Here is a 15,543-nt window from a genome sequence, read left to right as displayed (position 1 = left end):
GGCCCAAGCGAAAAGCTCTCAGGCCGTTTTCTGATGTTCGCCCCGGACCACGGTCCAGCGCTTCAATTTCGAGATCGGCTTGCTTTCCTCGATCCACACGGTGTCGCCCGGCTTGAACTGGCTGTTCTCGTCGTGCGCGTGATAGTTCTTCGAACGGCGGATCGTCTTCTTGTAGATCGGGTGGGTGAAGCGGCGATCGACGCGCACCACCACCGTCTTTGCTTGCTTGTCGCTAACGACCACGCCCTGAAGCTGACGTTTCGGCATTGGCCTGTTCCTTACTTCTTCTTGGCGCGCGCTTGCGCGGCGACTGTCTTGATGCGGGCGATGTCGCGGCGGGCTTCGCGCAGCCGCGAGGTGTTTTCCAGCTGCCCGGTGGCGCGCTGGAAGCGCAGGTTGAAGCGCTCCTTCTTCAGATTGAGGACAGCGTCATCCATCTGATCGGGGCTCATCGCGCGAACATCGGCAATTTTCATCTGGGCCATGGCCGTCTTCCCTATTCCGCAATGCGCGCGACGAAGCGCGTCTTGATCGGCAGCTTGGCGGCGGCAAGCGCGAGCGCTTCCTTGGCCGTCTGCACCGGCACGCCATCGATTTCGAACATCACGCGACCGGGCTTGATCCTCGCGACCCACAATTCGGGCGTACCCTTGCCGGAGCCCATGCGCACTTCGGCGGGCTTCTTCGACACCGGAACGTCCGGGAATACGCGGATCCAGACGCGGCCGGCGCGCTTCATGTGGCGGGTCAGCGCGCGGCGAGCCGCCTCGATCTGACGCGCGGTGACGCGGTCAGGCTCCATCGCCTTCAGGCCATACTGGCCGAACGACAACGTCGCGCCTGAAGTCGCAGTGCCGTGAATGCGGCCCTTATGCGCCTTCCGGAACTTCGTTTTCTTTGGTTGCATCATGGCGTTAAGCCCTCAAACCTTCTGTAACTTCTTAGGCCGCAGCATTATCGCGGCGAGGCCGGCTGCTCTCGCCTTCGGCCATCTTCTTGTCCTGGGCCATCGGATCGTGCTCGAGGATCTCGCCCTTGAAGATCCAGACCTTGACGCCGCAGGTGCCGAAGGTCGTGAACGCGGTCGCAACGCCGTAGTCGATATCGGCACGCAGCGTGTGCAGCGGCACGCGGCCTTCGCGGTACCACTCCATGCGGGCGATTTCGGCGCCGCCGAGACGGCCCGAGCAGTTGATGCGAATGCCTTCGGCGCCCAGACGCATCGCCGACTGCACCGCGCGCTTCATGGCGCGGCGGAACGCGACGCGGCGCTCGAGCTGCTGCGCGATCGATTCGGCCACCAGCGTGGCATCGAGTTCGGGCTTGCGGATTTCGACGATGTTGATGACGACGTCGGAAGCGGTGATGTCGGCGACCTTCTTGCGCAGCTTGTCGATGTCGGCGCCCTTCTTGCCGATCACGACGCCCGGACGCGCCGAGTGGATCGTCACGCGGCACTTCTTGTGCGGCCGCTCGATCACGATCTTGGCGACCGCCGCCTGCTTGAGCTCCTTGTGCAGGATGGCGCGGATCTTGACGTCTTCGTGCAAGAGCTTGCCGTACTCGTTCTTGCCGGCGAACCAGCGCGAATCCCAGGTCCGGTTGATGCCGAGACGCAGCCCGATCGGATTGATTTTCTGACCCATCGTATTCTCCCGCGCCTTTAAGCGCTCGCCTCGACCTGACGAACCACGATCGTCAGTTGCGAGAACGGTTTGAAAACCCGACCCGAACGGCCACGGCCGCGCGGGGCAAAACGCTTCATGACAATGCCGTTGCCGACATGCGCCTCGGCGACGACGAGATCGTCGACATCGAGGTCATGATTGTTCTCGGCATTGGCAATCGCCGATTCCAGGCACTTCTTGACGTCGACCGCGATCCGCTTGCGCGAGAACTGCAGGTCCGCAAGCGCCGCCGACGCCTTCCGGCCGCGAATCAATTGCGCGACAAGGTTCAGCTTCTGCGGGCTCACCCGGAGCATCCGGGCGACCGCCTTGGCCTCATTGTCCGAAAGGGCGCGTTGGCGCTTTGGTTTGCTCATCGCTTAATCCTCAAGCCTTCTTGGCTCTCTTGTCGCCCGAATGGCCATGGAACGTCCGCGTCGGCGAAAACTCGCCGAACTTGTGACCGACCATTTCCTCGTTCACCGAGACCGGTACGTGTTTCTGGCCGTTGTAGACGCCGAACACGAGGCCGACGAATTGCGGAAGGATGGTCGAGCGGCGGCTCCAGATCTTGATGACGTCATGACGGCCGGATGCACGCGCGGCATCGGCCTTCTTGAGCAGCGATCCCTCGACAAACGGGCCTTTCCAGACTGAACGAACCATGTCCGGCGTTCCTTACTTCTTCCGCTTGTGGCGGCTGATGAGAATGAATCGGTTAGTCGACTTGTTCGACCGGGTTTTCTTGCCCTTGGTCGGCTTGCCCCACGGCGTGACCGGGTGGCGGCCGCCCGAGGTGCGGCCTTCGCCGCCGCCGTGCGGATGATCGATCGGGTTCATCGAGACGCCGCGGTTATGCGGACGGCGGCCGAGCCAGCGCTTGCGGCCGGCCTTGCCGATCGAGATGTTCATGTGATCGGGGTTGGACACCGCGCCGATGGTGCCGGTGCAGCGGCCGTGGACCAGGCGCTGCTCGCCGGAGTTCAGGCGGACGATCACGTAGTCCTGGTCGCGGCCGACGATCTGGGCGTAGGTGCCCGCGGAGCGCGCCAGCTGACCGCCCTTGCCGATCTTCAGTTCGACATTGTGGACGATGGTGCCGACCGGCATGTTCCCGAGCGGCATGACGTTGCCCGGCTTGACGTCGACATAGTTGCCGGCGACGACGGTATCACCGACGGCAAGCCGCTGCGGCGCCAGGATGTAGGCCTGGGTGCCGTCGGTATACTTCACCAGCGCAATGAAGGCGGTACGGTTCGGATCGTATTCGAGCCGCTCGACCGTCGCCGGCATATCGACCTTGGTGCGCTTGAAGTCGACGACGCGGTAGGCCTTCTTGTGGCCGCCGCCGCGGAAACGCACGGTGATGCGGCCGGTCGCGTTACGACCGCCGGTGGACTGTTTGCCCTCGGTCAACGCCTTGACCGGCTTGCCCTTGTAGAGGGCCGAACGATCGACCATCACCAGCTGGCGCTGGCCCGGTGTCGTGGGGTTGTATGTTTTCAGTGCCATGACTGCGCCGCCTTATAGCCCGGTGGTGACGTCGATGCGGTGGCCCTCTTCGAGGGTCACGACCGCCCGCTTCACGTCCGACTGCGAACCGAAACTGCCGCGGAAAACCTTGGTCTTGCCCTTGCGGACCAGCGTGTTGACGCTCTTGACCTTGACGTCGAACAGCTTCTCGACGGCTTCCTTGATCTGCGGCTTGGTAGCCTTGCTCGCGACCTTGAACACCACCTTGTTGTGCTCGGAGGCCATCGTCGCCTTTTCGGTGACGACGGGAGCGACGATGACGTCGTAATGGCGCGGATCGATAGTCTTCATTTGAAGCGCGCCTCCAACGCATCGAGCGCCGCCTTGGTCAGCACCAGCTTCTCGCGGCGGAGAATGTCATAGACGTTGATGCCCTGGATCGGCAGCACGTCGATATTGGGAATGTTGCGCGCGGCGCTGGCAAAGCTCGTGTTGAGCTCGGCACCATCGATGATCAGCGCACTGGTGACGCCGAGGCCGGAGAAGTGCCCGACCAGAGCCTTGGTCTTGGCGGCGTCAAGCGCGGCCTTCTCAATCACGATCAGGCTGCCGTCCCTGGCCTTGGCCGAGAGCGCATGGCGAAGCGCGAGCGCGCGGACCTTTTTCGGCAGATCGGTCGCATGCGAGCGCACCACCGGGCCGAATGCGCGGCCGCCGCCGCGGAACTGCGGCACGCGGGCCGAGCCGTGACGCGCACCGCCGGTGCCCTTCTGCTTGTACATCTTCTTGCCGGTCCGCCAGATCTCGGCGCGGTCCTTGGCCTTGTGGGTGCCGGCCTGGCGCTTGTTAAGCTGCCATTGCACGCAGCGCTGGATGATATCCTTGCGCGGCTCGAGGCCGAAGATGCCGTCGGACAGCTGGACCGAACCGGCCGCCTTGCCCTCAAGCGTTGTGACTTTGAGTTCCATTACGCGCCCTCCCCTTGGGCCGGCGCTTCAGCCGCCTGCTCGCCGCTTGCGACCTTGAACTTGCCGGGCTTCGGAGCCTCCTTCGGCAACGGCCTCTTGACGGCGTCGCGCACTGCGATCCAACCGCCCTTGGAGCCGGGAACGGCGCCTTCGACCAGGATCAAACCGCGCTCGACATCGGTCTGGACGACGCGAAGGTTGAGCGTGGTGATGCGATCGACACCCATGTGGCCGGGCATCTTCTTGTTCTTCCAGGTCTTGCCGGGATCCTGCCGGCCGCCGGTCGAACCGATCGAGCGGTGCGAAACCGACACGCCGTGGGTGGCGCGCAGACCGCCGAAGTTCCAGCGCTTCATGCCGCCGGCAAAACCCTTACCGACCGAGGTGCCGGTGACGTCGACGAACTGGCCGACGACGAAATGGTCGGCCTGGATTTCGGCGCCGACCGGGATCAGAGCGTCTTCCGACACGCGGAACTCGGCAAGCTTGCGCTTGGGCTCGACCTTGGCGACGGCGAACTGGCCGCGTTCGGCCTTCGGCATGTAGACGGTCTTGCGCGAGCCCGAACCGAGCTGGAGCGCAACATAACCGTTCTTCTCGGTCGTGCGGTGACCGACCACCTGGCAATTGCCGAGCTTGAGCACGGTCACAGGCACGTGCTCGCCGGTCTCTGTAAAGACCCGCGTCATCCCGACCTTTTGTGCGATCACTCCGGAGCGCATCTTCGTGCTTCCTGTTCTTTCTGTCCGCCTGGACGAGCGGACGGCTTTAAAGGGTTAGAGCTTGATTTCGACGTCGACACCGGCGGCGAGATCGAGCTTCATCAGCGCGTCCACCGTCTGCGGGGTCGGATCGACAATATCGAGAAGGCGCTTGTGCGTGCGCATCTCGAATTGCTCGCGGCTCTTCTTGTCGACATGCGGCGAACGGTTGACGGTGAACTTCTCCAGCCGCGTCGGCAGCGGAATGGGTCCGCGCACCTGGGCTCCGGTCCGTTTCGCCGTGTTCACGATCTCACGCGTCGACGTATCGAGAATCCGATGGTCGAACGCCTTGAGGCGGATGCGAATATTCTGGCCGTTCATTGCCGTAATCTTTCTTGGTCAGTGGCGAGTAGCGAATAGCGAATGGATTGGTCCACCGCTACTCGCCATTCCCTATTCGCTTCTTACTCGATGATGCTTGCGACGACGCCGGCGCCGACGGTACGGCCGCCTTCGCGGATCGCGAATCGGAGCTGCTCTTCCATCGCGATCGGCACGATCAGATGCACTTCCATCGAGATGTTGTCGCCCGGCATCACCATTTCAGTGCCTTCCGGCAGATGCACGATACCGGTCACGTCGGTGGTGCGGAAGTAGAACTGCGGCCGGTAGTTGGTGAAGAACGGGGTGTGACGCCCGCCCTCTTCCTTGGTGAGGATGTAGGCCGAAGCCTTGAACTTGGTGTGCGGCTTGACCGAACCCGGCTTGCACAGCACCTGGCCGCGCTCGACTTCCTCGCGCTTGGTACCGCGGAGCAGCGCGCCGATGTTGTCGCCCGCCTGGCCCTGGTCGAGCAGCTTGCGGAACATTTCGACGCCGGTGACGGTGGTCTTCTGCGTGGCGCGCAGGCCGACGATATCGATTTCGTCGCCGACCTTGATGATGCCGCGCTCGACACGGCCGGTCACGACGGTGCCGCGGCCGGAGATCGAGAACACGTCTTCCACCGGCATCAGGAACGGCTGGTCGATCGGACGCTCCGGCTGCGGAATGTACTCGTCGACATTCTTCATCAGCTCGAGGATCGCGTCGTGGCCGAGCTTCTTGTCCTTGTCTTCGAGGGCGGCGAGAGCCGAGCCCTTGATGATCGGAATCTTGTCGCCCGGGAAGTCGTACTTCGAGAGCAGCTCACGCACCTCGAGCTCGACGAGCTCGAGCAGTTCCGGATCGTCGACCATGTCGCACTTGTTGAGGAACACGACCATCGCGGGCACGCCGACCTGCTTGGCGAGCAGGATGTGCTCGCGGGTCTGCGGCATCGGGCCGTCGGCAGCCGACACGACGAGGATCGCGCCGTCCATCTGCGCGGCGCCGGTGATCATGTTCTTCACATAGTCGGCGTGGCCGGGGCAGTCGACGTGAGCGTAGTGGCGGTTCTTCGTCTCGTACTCAACGTGAGCGGTCGAGATCGTGATGCCGCGCGCCTTCTCTTCCGGCGCCTTGTCGATCTGGTCGTACGCCGTGAACGTTGCACCGCCGGTTTCGGCCAGGATCTTGGTGATCGCTGCCGTCAGCGAGGTCTTGCCGTGGTCGACGTGACCGATGGTGCCGATGTTGCAGTGCGGTTTGTTACGTTCAAATTTTGCTTTGGCCATTTGACTCTCCGTTCAATCGTTAGCTGCCGCCAACGATAATCAGGCAAACTTTTTCTGGACTTCTGCCGACACATTTGCCGGCGCTTCAGCGTAGTGGTCGAATTGCATCGTAAAGGTCGCGCGCCCCTGACTCATCGAGCGCAGGTTATTCACGTAACCGAACATGTTCATCAGCGGCACCATCGCGTTGATGACATTGGCATTGCCGCGCATGTCCTGGCCCTGGATCTGGCCGCGCCGCGAATTCAGATCGCCGATGACCGAACCGGTGTAATCTTCCGGCGTCACCACCTCGACCTTCATGATCGGCTCGAGCAGGACCGACTTGCCCCGTTGCAACGCCTCGCGGAAGCAGGCGCGGGTTGCGATTTCGAAGGCCAGTGCCGACGAGTCGACGTCGTGGTACTTGCCGTCGATGAGCTGAACCTTGACATCGACGATTGGGAAGCCTGCGACCACGCCGGAGGACAACACGCTCTCCAGGCCCTTTTCGACACCGGGGATATATTCCTTCGGCACCGCGCCGCCAACGATCTTGGACTCGAACTCGTAGCCTTTGCCCGGCTCGTTGGGCTCGACGATGATCGTGATCGCGGCAAACTGGCCGGTTCCGCCGGTCTGCTTCTTGTGGGTGTAGCTGTGCTCGACCCGCTGGGTGACACGCTCGCGGAACGCCACCTGCGGTGCGCCGATGTTGGCATCGACCTTGTAGGTGCGCTTGAGGATGTCGACCTTGATATCGAGATGGAGCTCGCCCATGCCCTTGAGGATGGTCTGGCCAGACTCCTGATCGGTCGACACGCGGAACGACGGGTCTTCCGCGGCGAGCTTCGCCAGCGCCACGCCGAGCTTCTCCTGGTCGGCCTTCGACTTCGGCTCGATCGCGATCTCGATGACCGGCTCCGGAAACTCCATTTTTTCCAGAATCACCGGCTTGTGCGCATCGCACAGCGTATCGCCGGTACGCGCTTCCTTCAGGCCCGCCAACGCAACGATGTCGCCGGCATAGGCTTCCTTGATGTCTTCGCGGTTGTTGGCATGCATCAACAGCATGCGGCCGATACGCTCCTTGCGGTCGCGCGTCGAGTTGATGACACCGGTGCCCGATATCAGCGTGCCGGAGTAGATGCGGCAGAAGGTGATGGTGCCGACGAACGGGTCATCCATGATCTTGAACGCAAGCAGCGCCAGCGGCTCCTTGTCGTCAGCCTTGCGCAAGATTTCGTTGCCATCCTCGTCGGTGCCCTTGATCGCAGGCACGTCGATCGGCGACGGCAGATAGTCGACAACCGCGTCGAGCAGCGGCTGCACGCCCTTGTTCTTGAAGGCCGAGCCGCATAGCACAGGATAGAAAGCGCCGGTCAAAACGGCTTTCCGGATCAGCCGCTTCAGCGTCGCTTCATCCGGTTCATTGCCGTCGAGGAAGGCAGCCAAGGCGTCGTCGTCGAGTTCAACGGCGGCTTCCACCATCTTCTCGCGATATTCCTTGGCCTGATCGACGAGGTCTGCGGGAATGTCGACATAATCGAATTTCGCGCCGAGCGATTCATCGTTCCAGATGATGCCCTTCATCTTCACGAGATCGACGAGACCCTTGAAGTTGTTCTCGGCGCCGATCGGAAGCTGGATCGCGATCGGCTTGGCGCCGAGGCGGTCAACGATGTCGGCAAGGCACTTGAAGAAGTCGGCGCCGGTCTTGTCCATCTTGTTGGCGAAGACGATGCGCGGAACCTTGTACTTGTCGCCCTGGCGCCAGACCGTCTCGGTCTGCGGCTCGACGCCCTGGTTGGAATCGAGCACGCATACCGCGCCGTCGAGCACGCGAAGCGAACGCTCGACTTCGATGGTGAAGTCGACGTGGCCGGGGGTGTCGATGATGTTCAGCCGCTTGCCGTTCCAGAACGCGGTCGTCGCAGCCGAGGTGATGGTGATGCCACGCTCCTGCTCCTGCTCCATCCAGTCCATCGTCGCGGCACCTTCGTGCACTTCGCCGATCTTGTGGCTCTTGCCAGTGTAATAAAGGATACGCTCGGTGGTCGTGGTCTTGCCGGCGTCGATATGCGCCATGATACCGAAGTTGCGGTAGTCCTCGATGGCATGTTGGCGGGGCATGGTCTGTTCCTCAGGGTCCTGACGTTTCGCCGTTACCAGCGGTAGTGCGAGAAGGCGCGGTTGGCTTCCGCCATCCGGTGCACGTCTTCACGCTTCTTGACGGCGTTCCCCCGGTTATTCGATGCGTCGAGCAGTTCGGCCGACAGCCGCTCCGTCATGGTCTTTTCATTGCGCTCGCGTGCGGCCGAGATCAGCCAGCGGATCCCCAACGCCTGGCGGCGGACGGAGCGAACTTCGACCGGCACCTGGTAGGTGGCGCCGCCGACGCGCCGCGAGCGGACTTCGATGGTCGGCATCACGTTTTCCAGCGCCTGCTCGAACACGGTGAGCGGGCTCTGCTTGGTCTTGGCCTCGATCAAGCCAAGGGCGCCGTAGACGATGCCTTCGGCGACCGACTTCTTCCCGGCATACATCACCGAGTTCATGAACTTCGTAATGATGATGTTTCCGAACTTCGGGTCCGGAAGCACTTCACGTTTTTCAGCAGAATGGCGGCGCGACATCTTGGTTCCTTGTCATGGCCGGGCTCGTCCCGGCCATCCACGTCTTAACTTGTTGCTCCAGATCCCCGGGGCTCGCTTCGCTGCCCGGGGATGACCCTCGCTATGCTCGGCTCACTTCGGACGCTTGGCGCCGTACTTCGAACGGCGCTGCTTGCGGTTCTTGACGCCCTGCGTGTCGAGGACGCCGCGGAGGATGTGGTAGCGCACGCCGGGCAAGTCCTTGACGCGGCCGCCACGGATCATCACCACCGAGTGCTCCTGAAGATTGTGGCCTTCACCCGGGATGTAACCGATGACCTCGAAGCCGTTGGTCAGGCGCACCTTGGCGACCTTGCGGAGCGCCGAGTTCGGCTTCTTCGGGGTCGTGGTGTAGACGCGGGTGCAAACGCCGCGTTTCTGCGGCGACTGCTGGAGCGCCGGCACCTTCTTGCGCGACTTTTGTACGACGCGCGGACTTGCGATCAGCTGGTTGATCGTCGGCATGTCAGCCTTCACCCTTCAGTTCACGCGGAACCCGAAAGCTCCGCAAAATTCGTTCGGGACCTCGCGGTCCCCTCACCCGCCTTCCGCGAAAACATCCGCGCAAAGCGAAATCGCGCCAACCGCTCATCCCTGAGCAGAAAGCGCTTCGTCGCCACAGAGGACCGCAAGTCAAGCTTCGATCGGACTACCCCGCTCGAACTGCACCTGAGGTCATGCACCCGATCAGCCCCGAGGGACTTACCCACGAAAGCTGAAATCGATACGGCATTGCCTAGCTATGTTCGACAGCGTTTGAGCGACATTCGTCGAGGTTGGTGCCCGTCGCGAACCCTTAAAACAAGGGCTCGAAGGGTGGTCCGTTCCGACGCAAGCGAAGCTCACCGCCTGTCGTTGAGTGCGCGGGTTCTATCGGCGCGGGATGGCCAAGTCAAGGCGAAACGACAGTAGATGAAGCACTTCTGCCGCTAGCTGCATGCACCTCATCAGGTCCATCGCAAGCGATCCAACGCGGCGTGAGCAGCCATCCGCTTCTGGCCGCGGAAGTCAAATTTAGGTACTTTAATACCAAAAAACAGCCTTGCTGGCTTGCCCGGCCACCTCCCGCTCGCCCGTTCACCTTGGCGGGCAGCCTTAATCCTCGTCCTTATCGTCGTCCTGGTCGACGGCTTTGTGCGGTTTGGCGCTCTGGTCGTCCCAGAGCTGGCGGTACATCCCGTTCGCCGCCAGCAACTCCTCGTGCGAGCCGCGTTCGATCGCCTTGCCGCCGGAAATCACAACGATTTCGTCCATATCGACCACCGAGGTCAGGCGATGGGTCGAAAAGATCATGGTTCGGCTCCTCGCAAGCTTCATCAGCGTCTTGTTGATGGCGGCTTCCGTGGTCTGGTCAAGCGCCGACGTCGCCTCGTCCAAAAGGAGAATCGACGGGTCGCGCACGATGGCCCGCGCAATCGCAATCCGCTGGCGCTGGCCACCCGACAAAGTGTCGCCACGCTCGCCGACCTGGGTGTCGTATTTCCGCGGAAGGCTCATGATGTAGCGGTGGATTTCGGCCTTGCGGGCCGCATCTTCCACTTCCTTGTCGGTCGCGCCTTCCTTGCCGAGGCGGATGTTCTCGCGGATCGACATGTTGAACAGCATGTTCTCCTGGAACACCACCGCCATGCGCCGGCGGAGCGAATCGCGCGTCACTTTCAGGATGTCGACGCCGTCGATGGTGATCCGACCCTCGTCCGGCACATAAAGGCGCAGGATCAGGTTGAGCAGCGTGCTCTTGCCCGAACCGCTTGGCCCGACAATCGCGATGGTTTTGCCGACATCGAGCTTCAGACTGAAATTATCGAGAACCGGTGTCTCGCTGCCCTCATACTGAAAGGTCACGTGCTCGAAGGAGATATCGTGGGTGATGCGCGGCAAATCCGGCGCGCCGGGTCGATCCTCGCCGCGGGTCGGCTCGTCGAGCAATTCCTCCATGTGCCGCACGCCGGCCGCGGACTGAATCGAGACCGGAATGAAGTGCATGACATGGGCGATGTTGTAGGACACCTCCCAGAACGCGCTCTCGAACGTCACGAACGTTCCGACCGTGATCTGGCCCTTGGTCGCAAGATAGGCGCCGATCGCGAGCACCACGAGGTGCAGCAACAGCACCGCGATGGTGACGGTACGCTCGACCATGGCCGACAAAAATACGGCGGAGGCAATTTTGCGCCGCGTCTCGCTGTTGCGCATCGAGAACCAGCCGAACGTCTTGCGCTGGAGCATGAAGGCCTTGACCACCGCTTGTGTCGCGATGTTTTCCTGCACCATGCCGAGCAGGAAAGCCTCGTTGAGCTTCTGCCCGTAGTTCGCCTGCACGGCCTTCGGGGTGATGATGCGCGGGCCGATCAGCGTGATCGGAAACACCAGGAGCGAAATCGCGGCCAGCTGCCAGTTCAGGAACAGCATCAAAATGATGCCGGCTATCAACTCGAAGAACGGCAATGCGGCGCTGTTAGCGAAACCCTTAACCGTGCCCTCGAAGGCAGCCATATCGACCGAGAACCGCGACAGGATTTCACCGCGCCTGGTGCGCTGGAAAAACGCCGCGGGCAAATTCTGGACGTGATCGAACAACCGCGCCCGCACATCCGAAATCAACGCCGCGGCCAACCTCGCGTCCCACCGCTCATACCAGATCGCGACGATCGAGGTGATGATGCCGGCCACCGCCAGCACCGAAAGAATGCGAATCAGCGCCTCGAAATCCTCCTCGCCGAGCGCATCGTCGATGAGAAACTTCAGGCTGAGCGGCATGATCACGTTGAACAGCGTCTCGACCAGGACGCCGAGGCCGACGAATGCAATCAGCTTTTTGTAATTCTTCAGGAAGGGTTTGACGAAGCCGTAAACCGTCGCCAGCGCGCCGGCAGCTTCCTTGGCGGTAAAGACGGCGAGTTCCTCGTCGTCCTCGTCGTCGAGTTCAAGTTCGTCGTCGTCGCCCTCTTCGTCGTCGTCTTCGACCGGCAATGCCTTGGCGCCGGTTGAGCGGACGCCGGGCGCCGCGGCAGCCGCGAGCTTCTTCGTGGCATCCAACGAGTCGGAATCGTCTGCGGACGCTGAGACGGATTCACCTGACAATGAAAGCCTGGAAGCCATGAAACCAACCGGTGCTGCACGGCCGGCATGACCGCAAGACGAACAAGGGAATGTGCTACCCCCTATCCTAGGCGATCAGCACGCCCTCAGCAAAAATAATCAGTGGTATGACGAACGCGCGGCATCAGCGATGCGGACCTTTGAACCGCCGCACCGGTAACCTTACTGGTCCTGCTTACTCGTCATCGTCGTCCTCGATCTTGTCAAAGAACGAATAGCGCAAGCTGTCGGCGTCGGCATACCACTGGCCGGGCCCCTTGTTGGCTGCGAGCGTCGCCGCCCACAACGCATCCGTGCAATCGTGGCGATGCATCGAGAGATCGAAGCCGTTGTTGAAGAACAGCTCCGACCATTCCCACCAGGTGCCGAGCTTCCTGACCCCGCGCAGGAGGTCATAACGATCGATCAAGGCGGTCGCCATGTCCGACGTCACGGAGCCGAACACCAGGCCGGACTTCATGACGCGGTTGAGCTCGCGAATGGCCCTGACGACGCGCTTTTCCGTCACATGGCAAAGGCTGGTCTCGAAGACAAAATCGAACTCGCCGTCCTTGAAAGGCAGATCGACGATCGAGCCGAGCTTGTTGAATTTCTGCAGCGCTTTCGGGGTGAGCGCGTGAATGGCGCGATTGTTCTCGATGCCCCAGGCATCCACGCCGCGCGCGCGCAAGGCGCCGATGAGTTCGCCGCTCGCCGATCCCGCCACCAGCAGTTTGTAGCCTTGCTCACGGCCCCAGACGATCCGGATCAGGTCCATCAGATAGGCCGGATCGGTGAACTGGCTCCAGACCTCATGATACGGTCCAAGCCCGCGGTAATTCTCGAAATAGCCGCGATCGATCTTTTCGGACAGAGCCTCGCCGTTCGCGCCGCGCGCACGGCGCAGCCGCATCGTTTCGGTGACGATGATGTCGGTGGCGGCATCCGACGAATCCAGCAACCCGTTCAGCGTCGAATCGAACAGATAATCGCCGACCAGAACGACGCCCGAATGCTGCTTGGGCTCCGGTTGGTGATTGGTCATCACGTCGCGCGCCGGCATGCCGCCGGGCAAGGCGTTGACGGACGACAGCCAGCGATGGGTCTTGCCCTCGACGAAATGGGCGCGCGCATCGCCGAGCGAGGCCGGTAACGATTTCAGCGCGGCGTCGATCAGCGCCTTGTCGTCCAGGTTGGCGAAGGCGAGCGCATCGGAGCCGGCGATCAGCCAATTGAGGACGCCGTTACGGCCGACGTCGTGGCGCGCGCCTTCATTGTAGACGCAGCAGCCGCCGAAGGCCTCCGACATGAACCAGGCGCCCGGGATCTTGTCGCCCCAGAACGGCGAATCGAACAGGATCGAGACCCGCAGGTAGTGTGCGGGCCGGTCGAAATAGGCGACGTGCTTGATCATGGACTTGCGGAGGTCTTCGCCGTCCCAGCCCATGGTCGCGAGCCAGGAATGCGGCAGGCACATCAGCACGAGATCGAAATCCCGCGTCTCCGGACCCTTGCCGTTCATCATCTTGAGCTGGTAGCGGCCGCTTGTGGTCTTGCCGACTTTCAGAACCCGATGATTGAGCTGGATATCGGCGCTAACCTCCTCCTTGAGGCATTCGATCAGCTGCTCGTTGCCGTTCTGGATCGAATAGAGGCCGATATAGCCGTCGACATCCATCACGAAGTTCTTCAGCGCATTAAGGCCGTTGGTGTTGTGGCTCTCGGTCGCTATGTCCGAGCGCGCCATTACCTTGAAGAAGCGCTTGGCGATGTCGTCATCGACCTCGCGATCGAGCAGTTCCTCACCCGTGATGTAGGCCCATGGATGTTCATTGTCGTGGGCGCCGATGCCCTCGTAGTATTCGATCGGCGCCACCATCTCGCAGCAGCGCTCGCGGAACGCCTCGATGGCGTCGGCGGTCTTTGCCCCGTATTTGCGGCGCATGCCCGCAACGTCGTTGAGCAGTTCGCCGTCGAACTGGATCTGTTCGGCATCCATCGGAATGGTTTGCAGTCCGAAATGCTGGATCATTTCGCGCAAGGGGTCCGGGCCGGTCATCGAGTAGTCGTAGATTTCGGCTACACCGGCCTCGTAGATCGCGGGCGCAGAATCGAAACGCCCGGTCAGGACCTTGCCCCCGAGGCGGTCCGAGGCTTCAAAAATCGTGATGCGGCACTGGTCACCCAACTTCTTCTTGAGGTACCACGCACTCATCAGGCCGCCAGGACCGCCGCCTACAATTGCAAGATCCAACATTTGTTTCCGGTGATTTCCGGCCCCCCGCCGTCTCGGTCGCCTGCCCCCAGACGCCAGACTTAAGTTATTTGAGAAGAAGCGCTTTTTTCCCTGAAGGGAAGATGAACGACCGCGCCGCAATCAAGCAGAATAGCCCGGAAATAGCAAAAAAGACCGGCTTTCGCCGGTCTTTCCGTAGTCTTTCGGGTCCGCTTTTGGCCTATTCGGCCGGCGGCAGGGCCAAGGGCTCGACCTCCGGGGCAGCCGGCACGATCGCCGCCTGCTTTTCGCGCTCGTCGAGGATCAGCTTGTCGCGCTTCATCGCGACTTCGCGGATCTTCGCCATCGAGGCGCCGGTGCCGGCCGGGATCAGGCGGCCGACAATGACGTTCTCCTTGAGGCCTTCCAGCGGGTCCACCTTGCCGTTGACGGCGGCTTCGGTGAGCACGCGGGTGGTCTCCTGGAAGGAGGCCGCCGAGAAGAACGAGCGGGTCTGCAAACTCGCCTTGGTAATGCCGAGCAGAACCGGCGTTCCCGTGGCGGGCTTCTTGCCCTCTTCCTTCGCCTTTTCGTTGAGCGCGTCGAACTCGATCTTGTCGATCTGTTCGCCCGAGATCATGTCGGTGTCGCCCTGGTCGGTAATTTCCACCTTCTGCAACATCTGACGGACAATCACCTCGATGTGCTTGTCGTTGATCAGCACGCCCTGCAGCCGGTAGACCTCCTGGATTTCGTTGACCAGATAGGCCGCGAGTTCCTCGATGCCCTTGATCGCCAGGATGTCGTGCGGTGCCGGGTTGCCTTCGACGATGAAGTCGCCCTTTTCGACGATATCGCCGTCCTGCAGATGGATGTGCTTGCCCTTCGGAATGAGGTATTCGCGGGTCTCCTCATTCTTGTCCATCGGCTCGATCGAGATACGGCGCTTGTTCTTGTAGTCGCGGCCGAACCGGATGGTGCCCGCGATTTCCGCGATGATCGCCGCGTCCTTTGGCTTGCGTGCCTCGAACAGTTCGGCCACCCGCGGCAGACCGCCGGTGATGTCGCGGGTCTTGGCGCTGTCGATCGAAATACGCGCGACGACGTCGCCCGCATTGATCGACGAGCCCTCCTTGACCGAGATGAT

17 protein-coding genes and 1 pseudogene are annotated in these 15,543 nt (G+C 61.9%); all 18 read right to left on the bottom strand.

All coding sequences use genetic code 11. The annotated features are described in order from the left end of the window. Window positions 1-18: 18 nt before the first annotated feature. Window positions 19-267: a 30S ribosomal protein S17 gene (rpsQ, locus tag M6D32_RS08575; RefSeq protein WP_298255296.1), complete on the bottom strand. Its 249-nt coding sequence runs from the start codon at window positions 265-267 to the stop codon at window positions 19-21. An 11-nt stretch (window positions 268-278) separates the two neighbouring features. Next, complete coding sequence (gene rpmC / locus M6D32_RS08570) at window positions 279-485, bottom strand: 50S ribosomal protein L29 (protein WP_298255294.1); 207 nt, start codon at window positions 483-485, stop codon at window positions 279-281. Window positions 486-496: 11 nt separating this feature from the next. Then, the gene (rplP, locus tag M6D32_RS08565) at window positions 497-910 is read right to left on the bottom strand and encodes a 50S ribosomal protein L16 (RefSeq protein WP_298105525.1); all 414 of its coding nucleotides are present in this window, start codon (window positions 908-910) and stop codon (window positions 497-499) included. Between the two features lie 31 nt (window positions 911-941). After that, a complete protein-coding gene (gene rpsC / locus M6D32_RS08560; protein WP_298255292.1) occupies window positions 942-1,646 on the bottom strand; it encodes a 30S ribosomal protein S3 in 705 nt (234 codons plus the stop codon). A gap of 17 nt (window positions 1,647-1,663) precedes the next feature. Continuing rightward, window positions 1,664-2,044 carry a 50S ribosomal protein L22 gene (rplV, locus tag M6D32_RS08555; protein WP_298105531.1) on the bottom strand — a complete coding sequence of 127 codons (381 nt, stop codon included), beginning with the start codon at window positions 2,042-2,044 and terminating at the stop codon, window positions 1,664-1,666. Between the two features lie 10 nt (window positions 2,045-2,054). Next, entirely contained in the window at window positions 2,055-2,333 is a 279-nt protein-coding gene (rpsS, locus tag M6D32_RS08550; RefSeq protein ID WP_298255290.1) for a 30S ribosomal protein S19, read from the bottom strand. A 12-nt stretch (window positions 2,334-2,345) separates the two neighbouring features. Further along, window positions 2,346-3,179, bottom strand: coding sequence for a 50S ribosomal protein L2 (gene rplB / locus M6D32_RS08545; protein ID WP_298255288.1), 834 nt, complete (start codon window positions 3,177-3,179; stop codon window positions 2,346-2,348). A gap of 12 nt (window positions 3,180-3,191) precedes the next feature. Beyond that, window positions 3,192-3,491, bottom strand: coding sequence for a 50S ribosomal protein L23 (locus M6D32_RS08540; protein WP_298255286.1), 300 nt, complete (start codon window positions 3,489-3,491; stop codon window positions 3,192-3,194). Beyond that, the gene (gene rplD, locus M6D32_RS08535; RefSeq protein ID WP_298255284.1) at window positions 3,488-4,108 is read right to left on the bottom strand and encodes a 50S ribosomal protein L4; all 621 of its coding nucleotides are present in this window, start codon (window positions 4,106-4,108) and stop codon (window positions 3,488-3,490) included. Before rplD ends, M6D32_RS08540 begins: the two co-directional genes overlap by 4 nt. Continuing rightward, a complete protein-coding gene (gene rplC, locus M6D32_RS08530; RefSeq protein ID WP_298255282.1) occupies window positions 4,108-4,830 on the bottom strand; it encodes a 50S ribosomal protein L3 in 723 nt (240 codons plus the stop codon). Before rplC ends, rplD begins: the two co-directional genes overlap by 1 nt. Before the next feature lie 54 nt (window positions 4,831-4,884). After that, entirely contained in the window at window positions 4,885-5,193 is a 309-nt protein-coding gene (gene rpsJ / locus M6D32_RS08525; protein ID WP_072823595.1) for a 30S ribosomal protein S10, read from the bottom strand. Between the two features lie 83 nt (window positions 5,194-5,276). Continuing rightward, window positions 5,277-6,467 (bottom strand): elongation factor Tu, encoded by a 1,191-nt coding sequence (gene tuf / locus M6D32_RS08520; protein WP_298255280.1) that lies wholly within the window; start codon window positions 6,465-6,467, stop codon window positions 5,277-5,279. A 39-nt stretch (window positions 6,468-6,506) separates the two neighbouring features. Then, the gene (gene fusA, locus M6D32_RS08515) at window positions 6,507-8,579 is read right to left on the bottom strand and encodes an elongation factor G (protein ID WP_298255278.1); all 2,073 of its coding nucleotides are present in this window, start codon (window positions 8,577-8,579) and stop codon (window positions 6,507-6,509) included. A gap of 32 nt (window positions 8,580-8,611) precedes the next feature. Further along, complete coding sequence (rpsG, locus tag M6D32_RS08510) at window positions 8,612-9,082, bottom strand: 30S ribosomal protein S7 (protein ID WP_298255276.1); 471 nt, start codon at window positions 9,080-9,082, stop codon at window positions 8,612-8,614. Between the two features lie 111 nt (window positions 9,083-9,193). After that, entirely contained in the window at window positions 9,194-9,565 is a 372-nt protein-coding gene (gene rpsL / locus M6D32_RS08505) for a 30S ribosomal protein S12 (protein WP_011473880.1), read from the bottom strand. Between the two features lie 630 nt (window positions 9,566-10,195). Further along, window positions 10,196-12,202: an ABC transporter ATP-binding protein gene (locus M6D32_RS08500; protein WP_298255274.1), complete on the bottom strand. Its 2,007-nt coding sequence runs from the start codon at window positions 12,200-12,202 to the stop codon at window positions 10,196-10,198. Window positions 12,203-12,377: 175 nt separating this feature from the next. Then, complete coding sequence (locus M6D32_RS08495) at window positions 12,378-14,438, bottom strand: FAD-dependent oxidoreductase (protein ID WP_298255272.1); 2,061 nt, start codon at window positions 14,436-14,438, stop codon at window positions 12,378-12,380. 199 nt (window positions 14,439-14,637) lie between these two features. Beyond that, window positions 14,638-15,543: pseudogene (locus tag M6D32_RS08490) on the bottom strand (DNA-directed RNA polymerase subunit beta'); the annotation flags it as partial.

It is taken from the genome of Bradyrhizobium sp. (assembly GCF_027307225.1).
Taxonomy (GTDB): Bacteria; Pseudomonadota; Alphaproteobacteria; order Rhizobiales; family Xanthobacteraceae; genus Bradyrhizobium.
This window is presented reverse-complemented; position numbering and strand designations above follow the sequence as displayed.